This is a genomic window from Terriglobus sp. 2YAB30_2 (assembly GCF_052114765.1).
GTDB lineage: Bacteria > Acidobacteriota > Terriglobia > Terriglobales > Acidobacteriaceae > Terriglobus.
Genome location: NZ_JBFRFJ010000001.1, coordinates 469305 through 486987, shown reverse-complemented (window position 1 = coordinate 486987; position 17683 = coordinate 469305). Strand labels below are relative to the sequence as shown.

Annotated in this window: 17 protein-coding genes; 3 read left to right on the top strand and 14 right to left on the bottom strand. The window is 58.3% G+C overall.

Annotated features, from left to right (window positions below):
- Positions 1–106 precede the first annotated feature (106 nt).
- From AB4Y89_RS01885 to AB4Y89_RS01875, 3 genes are all read right to left on the bottom strand, one after another.
- Complete coding sequence (locus tag AB4Y89_RS01885; RefSeq protein WP_442299217.1) at positions 107–895, bottom strand: alpha/beta hydrolase; 789 nt, start codon at positions 893–895, stop codon at positions 107–109.
- A gap of 317 nt (positions 896–1212) precedes the next feature.
- Entirely contained in the window at positions 1213–2097 is an 885-nt protein-coding gene (locus AB4Y89_RS01880; RefSeq protein ID WP_442299216.1) for a helix-turn-helix domain-containing protein, read from the bottom strand.
- Between the two features lie 272 nt (positions 2098–2369).
- Positions 2370–2981 carry a TetR family transcriptional regulator C-terminal domain-containing protein gene (locus AB4Y89_RS01875; RefSeq protein ID WP_442299215.1) on the bottom strand — a complete coding sequence of 204 codons (612 nt, stop codon included), beginning with the start codon at positions 2979–2981 and terminating at the stop codon, positions 2370–2372.
- A gap of 680 nt (positions 2982–3661) precedes the next feature.
- Between AB4Y89_RS01875 and AB4Y89_RS01870 the strand changes: the two genes are divergently transcribed.
- The 3 genes from AB4Y89_RS01870 (at position 3662) to AB4Y89_RS01860 (ending at position 5348) form a co-directional block, all read left to right on the top strand.
- Positions 3662–3862 carry a cold-shock protein gene (locus tag AB4Y89_RS01870; protein WP_442299338.1) on the top strand — a complete coding sequence of 67 codons (201 nt, stop codon included), beginning with the start codon at positions 3662–3664 and terminating at the stop codon, positions 3860–3862.
- Positions 3863–3979: 117 nt separating this feature from the next.
- Entirely contained in the window at positions 3980–4291 is a 312-nt protein-coding gene (locus AB4Y89_RS01865; protein WP_442299214.1) for a hypothetical protein, read from the top strand.
- A 484-nt stretch (positions 4292–4775) separates the two neighbouring features.
- Positions 4776–5348 carry a response regulator gene (locus tag AB4Y89_RS01860; RefSeq protein WP_442299213.1) on the top strand — a complete coding sequence of 191 codons (573 nt, stop codon included), beginning with the start codon at positions 4776–4778 and terminating at the stop codon, positions 5346–5348.
- 160 nt (positions 5349–5508) lie between these two features.
- Here the strand turns inward: AB4Y89_RS01860 and AB4Y89_RS01855 are convergent, their stop codons facing one another.
- The 11 genes from AB4Y89_RS01855 to hydA form a co-directional block, all read right to left on the bottom strand.
- Positions 5509–6747 (bottom strand): ABC transporter permease, encoded by a 1239-nt coding sequence (locus AB4Y89_RS01855; RefSeq protein WP_442299212.1) that lies wholly within the window; start codon positions 6745–6747, stop codon positions 5509–5511.
- A 2-nt stretch (positions 6748–6749) separates the two neighbouring features.
- Positions 6750–8000 (bottom strand): ABC transporter permease, encoded by a 1251-nt coding sequence (locus AB4Y89_RS01850; protein ID WP_442299211.1) that lies wholly within the window; start codon positions 7998–8000, stop codon positions 6750–6752.
- Between the two features lie 62 nt (positions 8001–8062).
- The gene (locus AB4Y89_RS01845) at positions 8063–8581 is read right to left on the bottom strand and encodes a 3-hydroxyacyl-CoA dehydrogenase NAD-binding domain-containing protein (RefSeq protein WP_442299210.1); all 519 of its coding nucleotides are present in this window, start codon (positions 8579–8581) and stop codon (positions 8063–8065) included.
- Entirely contained in the window at positions 8582–8764 is a 183-nt protein-coding gene (locus AB4Y89_RS01840; RefSeq protein ID WP_263415879.1) for a hypothetical protein, read from the bottom strand.
- 41 nt (positions 8765–8805) lie between these two features.
- Complete coding sequence (gene malQ, locus AB4Y89_RS01835; RefSeq protein WP_442299209.1) at positions 8806–10362, bottom strand: 4-alpha-glucanotransferase; 1557 nt, start codon at positions 10360–10362, stop codon at positions 8806–8808.
- Positions 10363–10475: 113 nt separating this feature from the next.
- A complete protein-coding gene (locus AB4Y89_RS01830) occupies positions 10476–12428 on the bottom strand; it encodes a peptidylprolyl isomerase (RefSeq protein WP_442299208.1) in 1953 nt (650 codons plus the stop codon).
- Positions 12429–12573: 145 nt separating this feature from the next.
- On the bottom strand, positions 12574–13035 hold the full coding sequence (locus tag AB4Y89_RS01825; RefSeq protein ID WP_442299207.1) for a DUF4126 family protein: 462 nt from the start codon (positions 13033–13035) through the stop codon (positions 12574–12576).
- 93 nt (positions 13036–13128) lie between these two features.
- Positions 13129–13821, bottom strand: coding sequence for an ABC transporter ATP-binding protein (locus tag AB4Y89_RS01820; protein WP_442299206.1), 693 nt, complete (start codon positions 13819–13821; stop codon positions 13129–13131).
- Complete coding sequence (locus AB4Y89_RS01815) at positions 13814–15043, bottom strand: ABC transporter permease (protein WP_442299205.1); 1230 nt, start codon at positions 15041–15043, stop codon at positions 13814–13816. Before AB4Y89_RS01815 ends, AB4Y89_RS01820 begins: the two co-directional genes overlap by 8 nt.
- Positions 15040–16281 carry a Zn-dependent hydrolase gene (locus AB4Y89_RS01810; protein WP_442299204.1) on the bottom strand — a complete coding sequence of 414 codons (1242 nt, stop codon included), beginning with the start codon at positions 16279–16281 and terminating at the stop codon, positions 15040–15042. Before AB4Y89_RS01810 ends, AB4Y89_RS01815 begins: the two co-directional genes overlap by 4 nt.
- Positions 16271–17659: a dihydropyrimidinase gene (gene hydA / locus AB4Y89_RS01805; protein WP_442299203.1), complete on the bottom strand. Its 1389-nt coding sequence runs from the start codon at positions 17657–17659 to the stop codon at positions 16271–16273. The genes AB4Y89_RS01810 and hydA overlap by 11 nt, the downstream gene beginning before the upstream one ends.
- Between the last annotated feature and the right edge of the window lie 24 nt (positions 17660–17683).

Sequence of the window (17683 nt, the reverse complement as noted above, 5' to 3'; positions counted from 1 at the left end):
TCTTCTTTTCGCGACAGGTCTTCTGTCATAGCGATGAAAAGACGTTGTTAGCAATGAGGCCTCTCGATCGGAGTGGTCCATACTCGAGAGGCCTAGCAGTTAGGTTCTACTTCGAGCCCACCTTGGATACCGCGTTCACAACCACATCTGCAACCTTTGCTGGCTGGGCCAGCATGATGACGTGGCTGGATGCAACGGTGGACGTCGTTGCGCCGATCTTCTTTGCTTCCGCGGCTTCGAGCGTTGGCGAGATCGTGCGGTCATTGCCGGCGATGATGTACCACGACGGCTTCGACTTCCACGCTGGGTCCGTGACCTCGCCCTTCATCGCTGCGACGCTCGTGGGTATCTGTGTCGCGATCAAGGTCGAGATCTCCTTGGCAGAGAGGTCCGGTGCCACATCCTCTGCGATGCCCTTCGACGTAAGTTTGAGGAAGCCACTCTTATCCGGCCGCAGTTCCGCGCCGACAGGAGTGGGCACGCTTGTAATCAGCCCGAAGGCAGATTGACCTTTATCTGGAGCGACGGCAGCGACATACACCAATCCAGCCACCTTCGGGTCGTTGCCGGCTTCGGTGATGACTGCACCACCGTAGGAGTGACCTACCAGCAGGACGGGGCCATCCTCAAGCGCGATTGCTCGCTGTGCCGCCGAGACATCATCCGCAAACGAAGTAAGCGGAATCTGGACGGAAACGACGTGAAATCCTTTCGCTTCCAGCAGAGGGATGAGCTTGGACCAGCTTGAACCGTCTTCCCATGCACCATGTACAAGGAGGACACTCTTCACTCCTTCCTTGGCCGCCGATTGAGCAGCCATATTGGTATTGGGCAAGAACGCGAGAAGAGCGGCGCACGGCGCCATAATGTTGCGAACTAGTTTTGAAATCTGCATTGTCATACTCCCTTAGCACAAGAGTTGCCCCATACAGGTTTGAGGCTCATTCAAGATCCGTACGAATCGAAGCGCAGGTCGACTACCGCAGGTTCCTGCGGTAGTTCCAACACTCGCTCTCTTGTTTGATCTGAGCTTATGTTTGGTATGGCGTCCTATCTAGGCGAAAACCGCCAAAGACGGGACATTCCTGCTGCAGAATGGCACAGGTGCGAAAAGCTTGTTTGCGCGAAGAGGCGCTCCCGGCATGGACTACAACGATTCTCCCGACCACGACGGCGAACAATCGCAGACGGGTTGGCGGTGTTGTCGCTTCGTCATTCCTGGGTCCTGCGCCACATTCCTGGAGTGACTCCATAGATGCGCTTGAAGGATCGATTCAACCCTGACTGATCTGTAAAGCCGCACCGAACAGCGATGTCCGCAAGTGGCAGACGACAGTTCATCAGCAGATCTTTCGCTTTATCAACGCGACGCTCGATGAGCCACCGATACGGCGGTCTACCGTAGGTCTGCCGGAAGGCTCGTGCGAAGTGGCTGAGCGACAGACCGCAGACGTCGGCGACCTGCTGAAGGTCGATTTCTCCGTCAAGATGAGTATCGAGAAACTCCGTTGCTCTCTTCATCTGCTGAGCTGTCAGTCCGCCCTGAGCAGCCCTCGTCACGGGTGTGATGCCGCCGTAGGAGCAGACAAAATGACAGTGCAGTGCGTGCAATACATGGTCGACGAACAATTTGCCGGCGTGCGGTTGATGCAACGTCGTGAGAAGAACCTGGCCCAGGTGATGCACAATAGAATCCGGTTGCCCGAACGGCCCGCTGAGTCGATCCACTCGACCCATCCGATGAGAAGCAGCAACCTCGTCTAGGGCGTCCTGCGTGAGATGCAGTACCAATGTGTCGAAAGGGCCGGGCAGGAAGATCCCCGGCCTATCTTCGAGCCTGAGCACGCTCACTCCGCCGACGGGATAATACCCTTGCGATACTTTCTTGCTTCCTAGGAATTGCTCGATAGTCGGGATCTCTGCAAGCTGTAGTGCGACCATGTAGTCACGCGCTGCGCCGTCTCCGCGCGTGACTGCCGGAAGTCCTTCTTCGCTCCGGATGCGCCCGAACGAGAAAGGAGCGAATCGGGAGATGGTGAGACTCGCGCTGGCCATTTCCTTGACGTACAGGCCCTTCGCAAATTGATCCCAAAACACTGGTATGGTTTTACTCCCTTTAGAAACTTGTTTTCTGTGACGCTCATAGCCGTGCGTCTGCTAGGACTGCATGTCGACTCTTTGCGCTTCATGCGCAACTTCATACTGTAACAGACGCAAGCGGTAAATCGAGGTTGCAAAATTCCGACCGGTCGGAAGTAAATTACGATACGAATATTCTAACGATGAGCCGGCTCATTTGCTTAGAAGATTGACGAACAGGAGGATTGCAATCCCAACAGGCGGCTATTTCGAAGCCAAATCTTCGAGACTTACGAGCGCGCTCGCACTTCGTTATCTAGAAAACGAGTCAGGTTGTCCTGTGCGTATGCGAGCGCGCTTGAGCGCTTGTCGATCCTTGAAACAGCGGTCGCTCCTTCAAGTGTGGAGATTAGGAAGGTGGCTACACTCTGCGGATGAACGCCATTACGAACCTCACCTCTGCTCTGTCCTTCCGTAATGATGTTCACCAGCACGCCTTCCCACCCTCGATAGGCCTTGCGGGCGCGATCGCGAAGAGCCATGTTGCCGTCGTCCGTATCGACGACTGTGTTCAATAAGGGGCAACCGCCGGCAAAGCTTGGAGTCTTGACGTAATTGCTGATGTGGATTGCGAGTTTGTCTATCGCATTGGAGACCGAATCCAGGTTAGCCAGGCGTTTCTGCGCTGTATCGGTCCAAGCGAAATCAAAGGCTTCAAGGGCCAGTGCTTCCTTGCTAGCGAAGTGACCATAAATAGACCCCTTTTCCAGCCCGACCGCCTCGACGATATCCTGCATTGACGCGCCGTCGAAGCCTCGCTGATTGAAGATGACTGCGGCTTTGGCAATGATATTCCGGCGTGTTCTTTCACCTTTGCTCGAATGCTTCTTTGTTTCTTTCACAAATCCCCTATATGGCGAGTGCGGTTGCCGCATGTCTCCTACCCGCACGCTCCTCTTCTCACCAGATTAGAGGGTCTTGCTTGCCAGGCGATTCAAACGAACGACTGGTCGGACAAGAATTATAGAGGAACGTTCATAAAGAGAAATGCCGTCCCGGCGGGATAAGCTGACTCCGGCCGTGCTGATGGCTAGTGGGTCATGGACGCACCGGCTGATTCCATAATGTGACAATGTTCTTGCGGCGCATTTCTCTCTCCTGCGATCCGCTGAACTGTATTGCAAGTCGCTTCTGCATCAGCGGCATCGTCCTTCTGTCGCTTCACTAGAGGGAAGAAATTAGATGGAGGTGGCGCCGAGTGTGCCAATTCCCGCACCAATAATAAGCACCCGTGTGTGCGTCCGTGGCAACCCATGCAGACCGAGCGACAGGCAAGAATGTTGCTTCGTAGCGTCCCAGGCGTGGGAGCTCTCACCGCGCACCGACTAATCCATTTTGGGAAACCTGCTGTTTCGATCGCTCAGTTCTTTCTGCCCCTTTCCCACCAGTGGTAGACTGTTTCTAGACGTCGAATTTGATCTGGTGTTCTTGCTTGTTCTGGCTTGTCGCTTTGCTCGCAAACAATTCCACATTGCGTTCAGCGGTACATCAAGTCACAAGGAAAAGCATTATGAACAACATCATGGAACAAGGAACTGTTAAGTGGTTCAACGACGCAAAAGGCTTCGGATTTCTGAGCCGCTCAAATGGTGAGGACGTATTTGTCCACCACAGCGCCATTCAGAGCAACGGTTTCCGCTCGCTTCAGGAAGGCCAGAACGTTCAGTTCAACGTCAGCAAAGGCCCAAAGGGCTGGCAGGCCGAGAACGTTCAGGTTGCCTAAGTCAGAGAGCTAAAGTGAAGGGGCAGTCCTCAGGACTGCCCCTTTTGCGTCGGCGAAATCGTCTGCACCTCGCCGTTTACCTCAGATTGCACGTCCAACCGCAAAGCAGGAGGATCAATGCAGAAGCCCGGCAAAGTAGAAGACAAATACTATCTGAAGGCCGTTCACCAGGAAATCAGTTTGTATGATCGCAAAATGGCTCACCTGAATCGGTTCGAGATATTTGCTTCCGATGCAGAGCGCGAAACGGCCCTCCGGAAGATGAATGGCAAACGCGAATTGTTGGTCAAGACGGCGCGCAGACTTGCCGGAGATGGAATTGAATTCAAGGAATCGGACCTGCCACACTCGTTCCGCACTGCTGTGATTGCGCCGGAGCTGGTCATATCTGCAATGGTGGACCACGAACAATCCATCCCAACATCCTGACCTTAGTTACTACTCGATCGCTCTAGGAAAGGCGCAGCCGAACGATGTTCTGGCTGCGCTGTTTTGTGTTCAATGCCTCTTTGCGCTCCGATGCTGAGCTGGAGCCAGGCGTCGAAGAGCCTTCGGTTGACGATGACTCCTCCGAAGTGTCGAAGCGTGGATGGATCCCGATCTTCCAGCTATTCTTTTCGACCAAGCGACAAGGAACTGGTGTGAGGCTCTGGGTGCGCCAGTGCCTCGTCCCACAAGTACGGCGGTGCCATTCGCGTGCGCGCACTCGTTCCGGTGCGGGGCAAAGAACCGGTACTGTGTTCCGCATCTGCGTTCCTGCAAGGCAGCCCTCCCATAAGGTGTACCCTAGATGTCCAGTTCCAGGAACTGGCTAAATATGGCGCGGGGCGTCCGCGCCTATTGACAACCGCGTCTATCATTATTGGATGGATCTGACGAGCCCACTGGCATCCTGCTAGAGAATGGAGAGCTTTTGCCCGAAAACTCATTTCCATACCGTATCTTGATCCTGGAAGATGATGCCCGGCTGCGTGAGCTAGGCAAATTGCTGCTGGAATCGCAAGCTTATGAAGTGCTGACCGCCGGAGACGGTTTCGAAGGCTTGCTTGCACTAAAGCGGGCATTGCCAGACATCATCATTTCCGATCTGAGTATGCCGCACATGAACGGGTTTGAATTCCTATCCGTCGTGCGACGCCGTTTTCCTATAATTCCTGTAATCGTCATTTCGGGAGAGTTTTCTGGTACTACAGTCCCAGAGAGCGTCCTCGCCGACGCCTTTTTTGCAAAGGGGCAGTACAAGGCGGAAGGTCTGTTCCAAAAGATAGTGGAACTGCTTCAAGAGCTCCCGGCGCGCCCGCGCATTGGCAAGCCAGACAAAGCGGCGGTCTGGGTAAAAAGGGATAACGGCATCGTCGCCGTGACCTGCACCGGTTGTCTACGGACCTTTCCCGTGCTCAACCCTATTACTGGAATCAACACGGTTGAATGTGAGTTCTGCTCTTGCACAATCAGATTTGAGATCATCGACCACATTGTGGAATAGGTACTGATGCGAGCTCGACACATGCAAAGCGATTCCTCGATGCCGCGATGAACGCTTGAGCCAACCGTGTGCCCTACTTTCGTGCGCACTAGTAACAAGAGCAGGGTTCAGTCGTGATGAGATGGTAGGCGGTACCCGAGTACGTATCGTCTCTCAACGCCTACTCATACCGCAGAGCATCGATCGGATTCAGCCGCGAGGCCTTCAACGCCGGCACCATTCCGCTGACCAGGCCCACCACGATGAGGATCGTGGTCGAGACAATCACGATAGTAGGTGAGAGGATCAGCCGGATGTCCGCCGCTTCCCCGCCCTTGGCAATCGCACTGTAGAAGGTGATGCGTCCGGCGAAGACGCTTACCAGCCAGGCCAGCAGCATGCCGCCCGCGCCTCCGATACCGGTAATGACCATCGCTTCCGACAGGAACTGGAAGAGGATGTCTTTACGTCGCGCGCCAAGGGCTTTCTCCACTCCGATCTCTTTCGTCCGCTGCTGCACGCTCACCAGCATGATGTTCATCAGGCCGATGCCGGCGATGCCGAGCGTCAGCGCACCGATGAAGGTGAGCAGCACCTGAAGTGCAATCGTGATGATCTGGAACTGCGCGAGCTGCTCCATGATGTCGGCGGTAAAGACGGCGGTCTTATCCGTCGGCTTGAAATGATGCGTCTGCGCCAGCGCCTTGCGAACCGCCTGCGCGATCTGGGTGTGGTTGCCCTGGTAGCTCATCCAGATGCCGTCCGGATACTTGATGTCCTTGATATCGGACATCGTCGAGTACGGAATATTGATGATGCGGTTGACGTTGTCGTCGCCCTCCTGCATCTTCGGCTTCAGAATACCCACGATCTGAAATGGGATGCCGTTCACGCGGATGGTCTGGCCCAGAGCATCGACTCCGCCAAAAAGCTTATCTTTTGCCTCGGGGCCGATGACGGTCACGTGCGCGCGAGAGTTCACGTCTTCGGCGGTGATGAAGCGGCCCTGGCCGATGGACCACTTCTGCACATCGGCGATCTCCGGCATGACGCCGTCCGTCTCCCATGTGAAGATGTGGAGGTCACTCTTCACCGGCACCTGCTTCCACAAAACCGGAGTGGCGTGCTGGATCCCAGGAACGGTCTCCATGATGTGCTCGACATCGTCCAGGGTGAATTTGATGATGACGCCTGCCTTGGAACCGCCTACCTGTTCGCTGGTCTTACCGGGAAACGCTCCCAGCAGGTTGGTTCCCCACTGCGAGAAGATCGCCTCAATTGCCTTGCCGAAGCCATTTCCGTAGGCCAGCAGCAGCACAACAGTGGCGATACCCCATGCCATGCCGATGATCGTGATCATCGTGCGCCGCAGATTGTGGCGCATGGCTTCAATGGCCTGTCCGAAGATGTCCTTCAACATGGCTAATCCTTTCTCAGGGCTTCCACCGGCTCCAGCATTGCCGCCTGACGTGCCGGATAGAAGCAGGCGAGCAGGCCGCACAGCGTCAACGTTCCCATGGCAAGAGCAGCCGACCACGGCACAATTCTGGGCGGGTCGAAGCCGATCTGACTGTTGCCCATTAGCGCATGCAACACGCCCATGAAGATAGCAGCCGCAGATATCCCCACAAAGCCGCTGACTCCGGTCAGCACCAGCCCCTCCAGCATGATCTGTCCCAGGATGCTGGTCTTTGTCGCTCCCAGTGCCTTCAACAGGCCGATCTCACGAGTACGCTCCGAGACCGTGACCAGCATGATATTCACAATGCCGACGGCGCCAAGAGCAAGCGTTACGATGCCCACACCGCCGAGAAAGACATCCATCGCGGTGAAGATCTTTCCAACCGTCTGCTGACTCTTGATGGTGTCCCACTCTTCGATCGACTCCTGATCCTCAGGATCGAAGTTATGGTTCTGGGCGACGATCTTATGGACCTCGTCCTTAGCCAGCGCGTTGTGCGTGGGATCGATCGGCTGATATTGGATAGAGGTAAGTGCACCCTGCGCAATGTTGTTGCCCTTGATGGGGAAGATATCCGCCATCACGCTGAGCGGGATGTAGACCTTCTGGTTGTCGAAGTCGCGGTTGCCGCGGCCGATCCACTGGGCCACGCCGATGACCTGGAAGCGGTAGCCATTGACGGTGATGAACTCTCCCAGACCGTTGAGGCCATTCGGAAAGAGGAGCGTCTCACTCTTTTTACCGATGATCGCGACCATGCGCCGGTCTTTGATGTCCTGGTCATTGAGGTAGCGGCCTTTACCGAGCGGCAGATTGCGCACGGTGTGATAGTTGGCTTCAATGCCCATCACCGCGCCGCCTGCGCTCTGGTACTGACTCTGCTGCTTCAGATCGCCGCGTTGGATAAACCCGGTGATATTGGCGACATCCGGCGCCTGGGTGCGAATCTCCGCCTCATCATTGATAGTCAACTGGTAAGGCCGGAGAGTGCCCTGGTTGGAGAGCATGGTGCCTCCCCACATCATGATGATGTTCTCTCCCAGGGTCTTCAGTTGCCGCTGCTGTCCGGATCGGAAACCCTCGCCCATGCCGATAAGCAGCAACAGGGACGCCACACCCCAGGCAATGCCGAACATCGTTAGGAATGAGCGCAGCTTATGCGCCCAGATGGCACGGAAGACCTGACCGACAATATCACCGAAGAAACCCATACGAAGGACGAATATCCTGATCTACGCAGAAGCAGGTCCCAGAGTTCCGTAACTTGCAGAAGTTACAGATTCTTCGTCAGCATGGGGGCCATGGTGTCCGCTTCGACGCGAACCGAACGGCCAAGGCTCTCCAGAAGGCGGGTTACAAGCGCAACCGTTTCATTAGACGAAGCTTCTCCCCGAACGAGAGTTACTTCTTTCTGCGCCAGGCCACGAAGTGCGGCACAGCGTTCGGAACGGTAGGTGCAGCTCGCCAGATCGGTGATGCTGAGCGCATCGGTGGGCGTACAGATGACGGTCTTCGGGGGAGCCATGCGGTCGATCAGCGAGAAGATCTCGAGCTTCGACTCCAGCTCGTCAGGAACGAAATCAATGGCGATATCGGCCTCGCGCACCGCAGCCTCGACCGTGCTGGCCAGTTCGACATCAAGGCCAGCCTGCTCGATCTGCTCCCCGGCGCGGCGCAGCTTGTGGGGCATGACGTCTTCGAGCACCGTGGAAAAGCCGGCCCGGGCACACTCCAGGGCAAAACTGGGGCCCAGCCGGCCGGCACCAATAACGGCAACTCGTAGCGGAGGCATTTATTTTGCCTTGATGGCGGCCAGAACGGACTCGAAGCTCGGCTCCGACTTGGCGACGTGGTCCAGCAGACGCTGCCGCTCCTCGGCGTTCAGCGTCGGCAGCACAGCCAGAATCCGGCGCAGGGTAACAGCAATATCGTCGACATAGTTCATCGTGCGGATGGCTTCGCCGGACAGCGGCATAGGGTCACTTCTCCTGGTGAATCTTTCTCCACCAGAATACGTCAATCCTCGGTGCCTTGCTCTTCGGGCGGACCAAGAGCTTCAAGATCAGGATCAACCCAGCCATCGCGGTCCGTCATCTCCATCAGCACGGCGAGCTGACGGGCGAAGTCCGAATGCAGCGCATCGGACTCATACCGCCAGCTCCAGTTACCATCCGGCAGTGCCGGTGTGTTCATACGGGCGCTGCTGCCCAGGTGCAACACATCCTGCAGAGGCAAGATGCAGATGCGTGCGACGGATGCCTCTGCCGCCCGGATCATCGCCCACACCACCTGAGCCTCATGCGTGAAGGTTCCAAGATAGGTCTGCACGCCGAGGCGCTCCGCCTCACCCACGTTCTCAACCCACCAGCCCAGCGTCGTATTGTTGTCGTGCGTCCCGGTATAGACGACTGCGTTCTCTTCATACAGATGAGGCAGGTAGCTATGTGCTCCACGGTCACCGAAGCCGAACTGCAGAACCTTCATTCCCGGCATCTCGAACTTCATGCGCAGCTCGTCGACCTCCGGGGTAATCATTCCCAGATCCTCCGCGACGAACGGAAGCGTGCCCAGTTCATGGCGCAACGCGGCAAACAGTGCCTCGCCGGGAGCCTTGACCCACTGCCCGTTGATTGCCGTCTCATCGGCGGCGGGAACCGCCCAATAAGCCTCGAATCCGCGGAAATGATCCAGCCGGATCAGGTCATAGAGCTGCATGGCGCGACGCGCCCGGGCAACCCACCAGGAGAAGCCTGTCTGTCGCATCGCCTCCCAGTTGTAGAGAGGATTGCCCCACTTCTGCCCTGTCTCAGAGAAATAGTCCGGAGGAACACCGGCAACCTCGACCGGTCTGAGGTCGGCGTCGAGGGAGAACTGATCAGGGTGGATCCAGACGTCTGCACTGTCGTAGTTCACGAAGATGGCGACATCGCCCATCACCTTCACATCGCGTGCATGACAGTAGGCGAGCAGCTCCCCCCACTGCACTGCGAAGAAAAACTGGATAATCTGCTCGATTGCCAACTCACGCCCGTTCTCACGGAGCAGGTTTTCTAGCGCCTCCGGCTGCCGGGTCGCAAACTCCTTGGGCCAGTCGTTCCAGGAGGCATACCCAAAACGACGGCGCAGCACGGCATACATCACCCAGTCATTCAGCCAGTCCCGATGCTCTTCGCAAAAATGTTCAAAACGCCGCCACTCATCCCCCTTGGGAGCGTCCAGAAAGTTCTGAGCAGCTTCCACCAGCAACGCAAACTTCTCTGAGGCCGCGGCGAAGTTTACTGGGCCCTGGGCGGGGGGCAATCCCTGCAGCCGCTCGTGCGGCAGCCAGCCGCCGCTGGCCAGCTTCTCCAGACTGATCAGCAGTGGATTTCCCGCAAACGCAGACAAGGCCGCATACGGAGAATTTCCATAGCCAACTGGACTGAGCGGTAACACCTGCCACAACCGCTGCTTAGCGCTGTGCAAAAAATCGACGAAGGCAAAGGCCACAGGGCCCATGTCGCCGATACCACCCAGCGAAGGAAGCGATGTGAGATGAAGAAGAATTCCTGAGACTCTACGAGACCTGTCCACGCTCAATCTGATGCTCTCCCTCTTCATGATGCCGCTTTGCTGAGTGAAATCCCTAACAAAAGCGAAGGCCGGGAAATTCCCGGCCATTCGGATGTGTAAGAGCTGAAATCGGTTTACTGAAGTCCGGTCTGAGCCGCCTGTTTATTCAGTTTGATGGCGCCTGCCTTCTCATAGTCTTCCACCAGCTTGGTGACGTAGACCGAGAAGACCTCCTGGCGCTGCTGGTTCAGCATGGCATCGCGAGTGCGGGAGAAGTTCTTGGCAATCTCCTCCGCCGTGGGCTCCTGCTTTTCGACTACCGCCAGCACAATGCCATTGGGACCGGCATTGATGGGGCCTGAGACGCCGCCCTTGGGCAGATCGAAGGCTGCCGAAGCCGGGCCGCTCATGCTGCCTACGTCCGGAACACTCCCGGCTGCATCCACCAGATCGCTCGTCTTGACCGTGATCTTCTCCTCCGCCGCAGCCTTCTTCAGGTCGTTCAGCAGCTTGGCGCGATCGGCCAGAGCCTTCAGCTTCGCGTTCAGCAACTGGGGAACCTTATCGGCCTTATAGTCGTCGGCAACATGCGACTTCCAGTCAGCGAAAGCCGGCGCATGTGCCGCATGGATATCGTCAACCTGGAAGATAGCGAAACCTTCGCCGGTCGCCACCGAGACAGGAGCAGCACCCTTGGGGGTGGAGAAGGCCTTGCTCAGCATCGACGAGCCATCAGGAACGCCGGCGATCACACCGTCCGCACCCAGATAATCAGTCGTCTGTACCTTGAGACCGTGGGCCGCGGCAGCGCCAGCCAGTCCCTGCTTGGCAGCTTCCGCCGCAAGCTGGTTGGCAAAGTTCTGCATCGCGCCGCCCACCTTCTGCTGCTCCAGGATTGGGCGAATGGCGTCCTTCACCTCAGCGAGCGGCTTGGTGCGCTCATCCTGCTTCTCGGTCACCTGCAGGAAGTGGTAGCCGAACTGAGTCTTGAAGACATCTGAGGTCTGACCGACAGCTGTAGAGAACGACTGCTTCTCGAACTCGGGCACCATCTGTCCCTTGCGGACCATTCCCAGGTCGCCGCCACGTTCCTTGCTGCCCGGATCGTCAGAGTTCTCCTTCGCCAGCTTGGCAAAGTCGGCGCCGCCCTTCACCTGCTTCTGCAGGCTCTCGGCCTTGGCCTTGGCAGCGGCATCGGTCTTGGAGTCCGCGCCAGGAGCCACCGAGATAAGGATGTGACGTACCTTTACCTGCGGCTCAACCTTGTACTCGGCCAGGTGCTGGTTGTAGTAGCTCTGGATGTCGGCATCAGAGATTTGCGGACGTCCGCCCGGCAGGTTCGACACGTCGAAAGCCACGTAGCTTAGCTTGCGCGCCTCAGGAACCGCGGTGGCATAGCGGGCGGCATTGGTCTTGAAGAACGCCTCCAGCTCTGCATCGGTGGGGTTCAGGCTCTTCTTGATGTCGTCGGCGCTGATCAACGCGTAGTCGAACTTCACCTTCAGACCCTGCTTGCGGAACGCCTCGCGAACCGCATTGTCGCTGACGGTCACGCCGCCGGTGATCGTCGACTGCAGACGATCCAGCAGGAGGCTGTCACGCACGTCCTTCTCGAAGTCCGAAACCGAGATGCCCTGCGATGTGATGAGCTGCTTGTACTTCTCTTCCCCGATGAAGTTGCCTCCCGGGAAGAAGATCTGGGCGTAGCGGGTGCGAAGCTCGTTGCGAACATCGGCCTCAGTCACTTCCAGGTGCAGCCGCGCCGCTTCCTGCTTCAGAACCGCGCGCTGAATCAGACCCTGAGCCACACGCTGCGCCATAAACGGCAGAGCGAAGTCGGGCAGGCGCTGCGCCTGAAGCTGACGCTCCGCGATCGCGTTCACCTGGGTGGTGGGGATATCTTCGGCCTGGCTAAAGCGGCCAAAGACACCCGGCCGACGGACACTGGCATAGATCCCGCTGGTAGTCGCATCGTTGTCAAAGATGCCAGGGACCAGCGTAATGACCATGGTGACAACGGCAGCGCCGATGATGACGGCGAAGAGAGCTTTCGTGAGGCGATTGTCTTTCTGAAGAATGCGGATCATGCTTGGCGACTAAACCTTCACTTCACACGCGACCTCTCGTCTGAGGCGCATTGCCCGGGATTTGCTACGCGCCGTCAGTCGGCATTTGGCAGGGCAAGCTACAAGTATAAATCAGGAAAAGACGGCCCTCCGGCCCCCTCCCCTTTCAATACAACAGGCCGCTGGTTACCAGGCCTAGAACGATCGCCGCCACGTCTTCGGTCAGCGCCGCTGGCATATCTTTGCCATAGACCTCGGCCATCTTGCCCCGGGCCCACGCCCAGAAGAGCGTACCGACAATGGCGCCGGCAGCTCCTCCGCAGATTCCCAGGGGAAGAGAACCTCCTGCCAATCCGAGGACAATACCGCCAAAGGTGCCGGTGACGATCCGCGCACCGAACTGTGGCGGTGTCTTGCGGCTGGGCATAAAGGGAAGCTTGTCAGCGACCAGCTCGGCGATTCCGGCGGCCGAACAGGCCCACGGAGCCCAGGCCGCCCCAAGAAACGCCAGACTGGTGTTCTCCAGATGTAGAACACCAAGCCGCGCCGCCCAACTCAGCATCACGAGCGGCATCATGGTGCGCATGCCGGCAACAATTCCAATCCCAAACACTTGCAGCAGGAGCATGTCTCCTCCGTGAGGTTCGCCCATCCAACATACCCCGGTACTGCGGAGCACGCCGATGAATTATGCCACCGGTCCGTGGTTGATGTGGCGGCGTTATACCGTTGCCGGAGTTTGACTTAGTCCGCCGTCCCGCAGCCGCAGAATACGATCGCACCGCCCCGCAAACTCCAGATTGTGCGTCACCAGAACCGAGGTCAGGCCGTGCGCCTTGTGTAGCCGCTGAATCAGGCTGAAGACGACGTCGGCGGTCCTGTTGTCCAGATCGCCCGTCGGTTCATCGGCAAACAACAGCCTGGGCTGCGTCACCAGAGCCCGGGCCAGCGAGACACGCTGCTGCTCACCGCCCGAGAGCTCGCCCGTGCGGTGGCTGAACCGGTCCCCCAGTTCCACCTCGGAGAGCCAGCGCCGAGCCGCCGAGATCGCCTCCGCCCTGGCCGTCCCGCGCGCCAGCAACGGCATGGCAACATTTTCCTCCGCGGTGAACTCCGGTAGCAGGTAGTGAAACTGCCACACGTAACCGATCTGCCGGTTGCGGAACTCAGCCTGTTCCCGCAGGCTGAGCTGGTCGACGCGGGTAGTACCGAGGTACACCTCGCCGACGTCCGGTTTATCCAACGCCGCCAGCAAGTGCAGCAGAGACGACTTCCCCGCCCCCGACTCGCCGACGATGGCGACCATCTCGCCTTCCGCCACCTCGAAAGAGAGCTCGCGGAACAGATCCAGGCGGCCCCGCCCCGTGGCGTAGGACTTGGAAAGCCCTCGAACATCGAGCAGGGTCTTACTCATATCGCAACGCCTCCGCCGGCAGGACCCGCGCCGCCGAGGTCGAAGGATAGAGCGTCGCCAGCAGCGAGACGCCTAGCGATACCGCTGAGACCAGAAGCCCATCCGTGATGCTGGGCGCGAACGGCAGATGATCGATCGAGTAAACCGATGCATCGAGGGGGAACCGATAGTGGCCGCCGAAGACAGAGAGCCCGTAACCGAGCACCAGGCCGATGACGGTTCCCAGTACGCTGATCAACAACCCCTGGAACAGGAAGATGCGGCGTATCTGGTCGGCACGGACTCCAAAGCTCATCAAGACGGCAATGTCCTTGGTCTTTTCCATCACCATCATGGTCAGAGCGATCAGGATATTGAGCGCGGCGACGCACACGATAAGCCCGAGGACGATGAACGTCACAATCTGTTCAAGCTTCAAGGCACGGAAGAGCTCACGGTTCTGCTCCATCCAGTTGGTTGTCTGGAAGCCCTGCCCGGCGGCTGCCTCGATCTGGCGCCCAATCTCGTTGGCTTTGTAAAGGTCATCCACTTTAAAGCTGATGACCGAAATCAGATCAGGCTCGGAGAACAGTCTTTGCGCATCCGCCAGCCGCATAAAGGTATAGCTGGAGTCGTACTGGTAGAAGCCGGAGTGGAAGATGCCGACGACCGAGTACCGCTGATATTTCGGTACGATCCCGATCGGCGTGAGACCTCCCTGCGGGCTGGTCACGAGCACCGTGTCCCCGACCGCAGCGCCAATGGTCTCCGCCAGGTCTTTACCGATGACAATCGGCGGGACGGCGATCGGTCCCTGCTTCTCTAGCGCCACGGCCGAACCCTGATTTACCTGCTGCAACAGGCCGCTGACGGTGCGCTCGTCTGCTGGGATGACTCCTTTAATAAGAGCGCCCCCGGATTTCGCGCCGCGGGAGACCAGCACCTGCCCATAGAGTCCAGGAGCAGCGGCAGTGACATGCGGCTGCTGTTTAAGACGAGCCAGCAGGCTCTGCCAGTCGGAGATGCCGTCGGAAGCGATCCGCATCAGATCCACGTGCGCCGTAGAGCTGAGCAGGCGATCCTGCAGGTCGCGCTGCATGCCATTGGTGATAGCCAGCGCAATAATCAGCGACATCACACCTGCGGCGACCCCGGCAACCGAGATCCCGGTGATGATGCCGATAACGGCTTGCCTGCGCTTCGCACGTAAGTATCGTGCAGCAATAAAGAGCTCAAATCTCACGCGCTCGCCATCCATCGCAGCGTCTTACGCGCCAGCCGGTCGAAGGCCAGAGCAGCCATCTCCAGATGTTCGGCCCGGGTGTCTTCGATCTTGTTGTGGCTGATCCCCCGCAGCGACTGGACAAACATCATCACGGTTGGGATGCCGGCACGGCAGACCTCCGCCGCATCATGCAGCGGGCCGGAAGGCATGCGATGCGACGTCCCCGAAATCTCGCGGACCGCCTCTTCGCACAGCGCAATCAACTCGGGATGAAACGGAATCGGCTCGATATTCCAGATCTTCGACCACTCCACCGTGCAGCGCTCCTCCGCGGCAAACCGCTCGCTGGCGGCTTTGGCATCGGCATACATTCCTGCCAGGACATCGGCATCGAGATCGCGCTGATCGAGTGTCGCCTCGCATCTACCCACCACCGCCGTCACGATGCCGGGAAAGGTCTTCACGCTGCCCATGGTGCACACCGCATCCGCATGCCTGCCCGCGATGGAGCGAATCTCCAGCGCCAGCTTGGCGGCAGCAGCCAAAGCATCCCGGCGATCTCCCATCGGAGTCGATCCCGAGTGCGCCTCCTGCCCATGGAAGGCGATCGCATGTCGCTCCACGCCCTTCGTTCCAAGCACAACACCGAGAGGTAACCCCAGGCGCTCCAGCACCGGTCCCTGTTCGATATGCAGCTCGAGATACGCGGCTATGTCGCCACGCTCGACGGAAGCGCCACCAATCTTCTCAACGTCGACACCACACTTCCGCAACGCATCTTCCAGCGTGACGCCGTCACGGTCTCTCCGAACACGATCGGCTCCGATCGTATGCGTTCCGGCGAAGGCGGATGAACCGAACAGACTGCGGCCAAAGCGCGCGCCTTCTTCGTCTGCCCAATCCACCAGCCGAATGGTAAACGGCGGCTTGCCGTCGTAGTCCTCATTGACACCACGCAGAATCTCCAGCCCACACAGCACACCGAGACAGCCGTCGAGCCATCCGCCGTTCGGAACGGAGTCCAGGTGGCTGCCAAGAACCAGCGTCTTCCCGCTCTTGCCCGGAAGCGTCACCCAGTTATTCCCGGCAGCATCCAGATGCTGCGTGACCGGAACTGCTTTCAGCTTTTCGTAGAACCAGGCCCGGGCCTTCAACCAGATAGGCGTCCACGCCACACGTTGAGCCCCGTCCTCATCAGCGGTCAGCGAGCGCAGCTCCCGCAGGTCGGCAAGCATGCGTTGCGGATTAATCGGCATGCGGTAGCTCCGGTTTCCGGCACAGGAACTGCCCCCGGCCGATTGTTCCCACAAACTCCCCATCGCGAACCTGTACCTCGCCGCGCACTGTCACCAGGGAGGGCCGGCCATCGACCTCGAAACCTTCAAAGCCGCTGTAGTCCGTGTTGGTCTTGTGTGTCTTGGCCGAAACCGTACCGCGATAGGCAGGGTCATAGACCACCAAGTCAGCATCACTCCCCAGGGCAATGGTTCCCTTCTTCGGATAGAGCCCGAAGAGCTTTGCCGGTCTYGTACTCAGCGCATCCACAAACCGGTTCAGAGTGAGACTTCCCCGGCTTACGCCATAGGTATAGATCAGCGGCATACGCTCTTCCACACCCGGAATGCCATTGGGGATCGCGGTAAACGCGTCCTTTCCCATCAGCTTCTGTTCCATGGTGAACGGACAGTGATCGGTTCCAACCGTATCGACTTCACCTGCCGCCAGCGCCTCCCACAATGCCTGCTGGTTGTGCTTCTGCCGCAGCGGAGGCGACATGACGTGTTTCATGCCCTCGACGCCAGGCCGCTCCGCCATCGTTTTATCGAGCAGAAAATGCGGCAGCACCGACTCGACGGAAACTTTGACACCGCGCTTCTTCGCGTCGGAAGCCGCCTTCAACGCAGGCACGCACGAGAGATGTACGACATATCCGCGGGCTCCGGTCGTCTCCAGGAAGGCGCAGAAGCGTGTCGTCCCTTCCATCTCCACGACTTCAGGACGGCTGGGCTCGTGCCACTCCGGCCCGGTCTTTCCTTCAGAGAGGAGCTCCTGCTGCAAACGTCCCACCAGCTCCGCGTTCTCGCAGTGAGCGGTGACGATCACACCCAACTCGTGCGCCAGCTTCAATGTCTGGTACATCTCGTCGTCGGTCACACCGAAGAAGTTCTTATAGGAGAGGAATATCTTGAAGCTCGTGGTTCCGTCGGCAACAATCTCGCGCAGCTGTGCCGCCGTTCCCTCGTCAAAGCGGCTGACCGCCATGTGGAAGGCATAGTCACATGCCGACTGCCCCTCTGCCTTCGACTTCCAGAGCTTGTACCCTTCCAGGGCATCCTCACCGCGTGAGGGACAACACATCTCAATCAGAGTCGTCGTCCCGCCTGTCAGCGCGGCAACCGAGGCAGTCCTATAGGTGTCTCGCGCGAAGGTTCCCATGAAGGGTAGATAGATATGGACGTGAGGATCGATGAAGCCCGGAAAGATGAACTTGCCGGTGCAATCGATCACTTCGACGCCCGGAGAAGCATCCAGGTTCTGTCCGATGCGGGCGATGGTCTCACCTTCAACATAGACGTCGGCGACATAACGTTCTGTCGCCGTAACGATCTCACCGTTCTTCAGCAGAAGGCCCATGGTGGAACCATCTTTACACAAAGC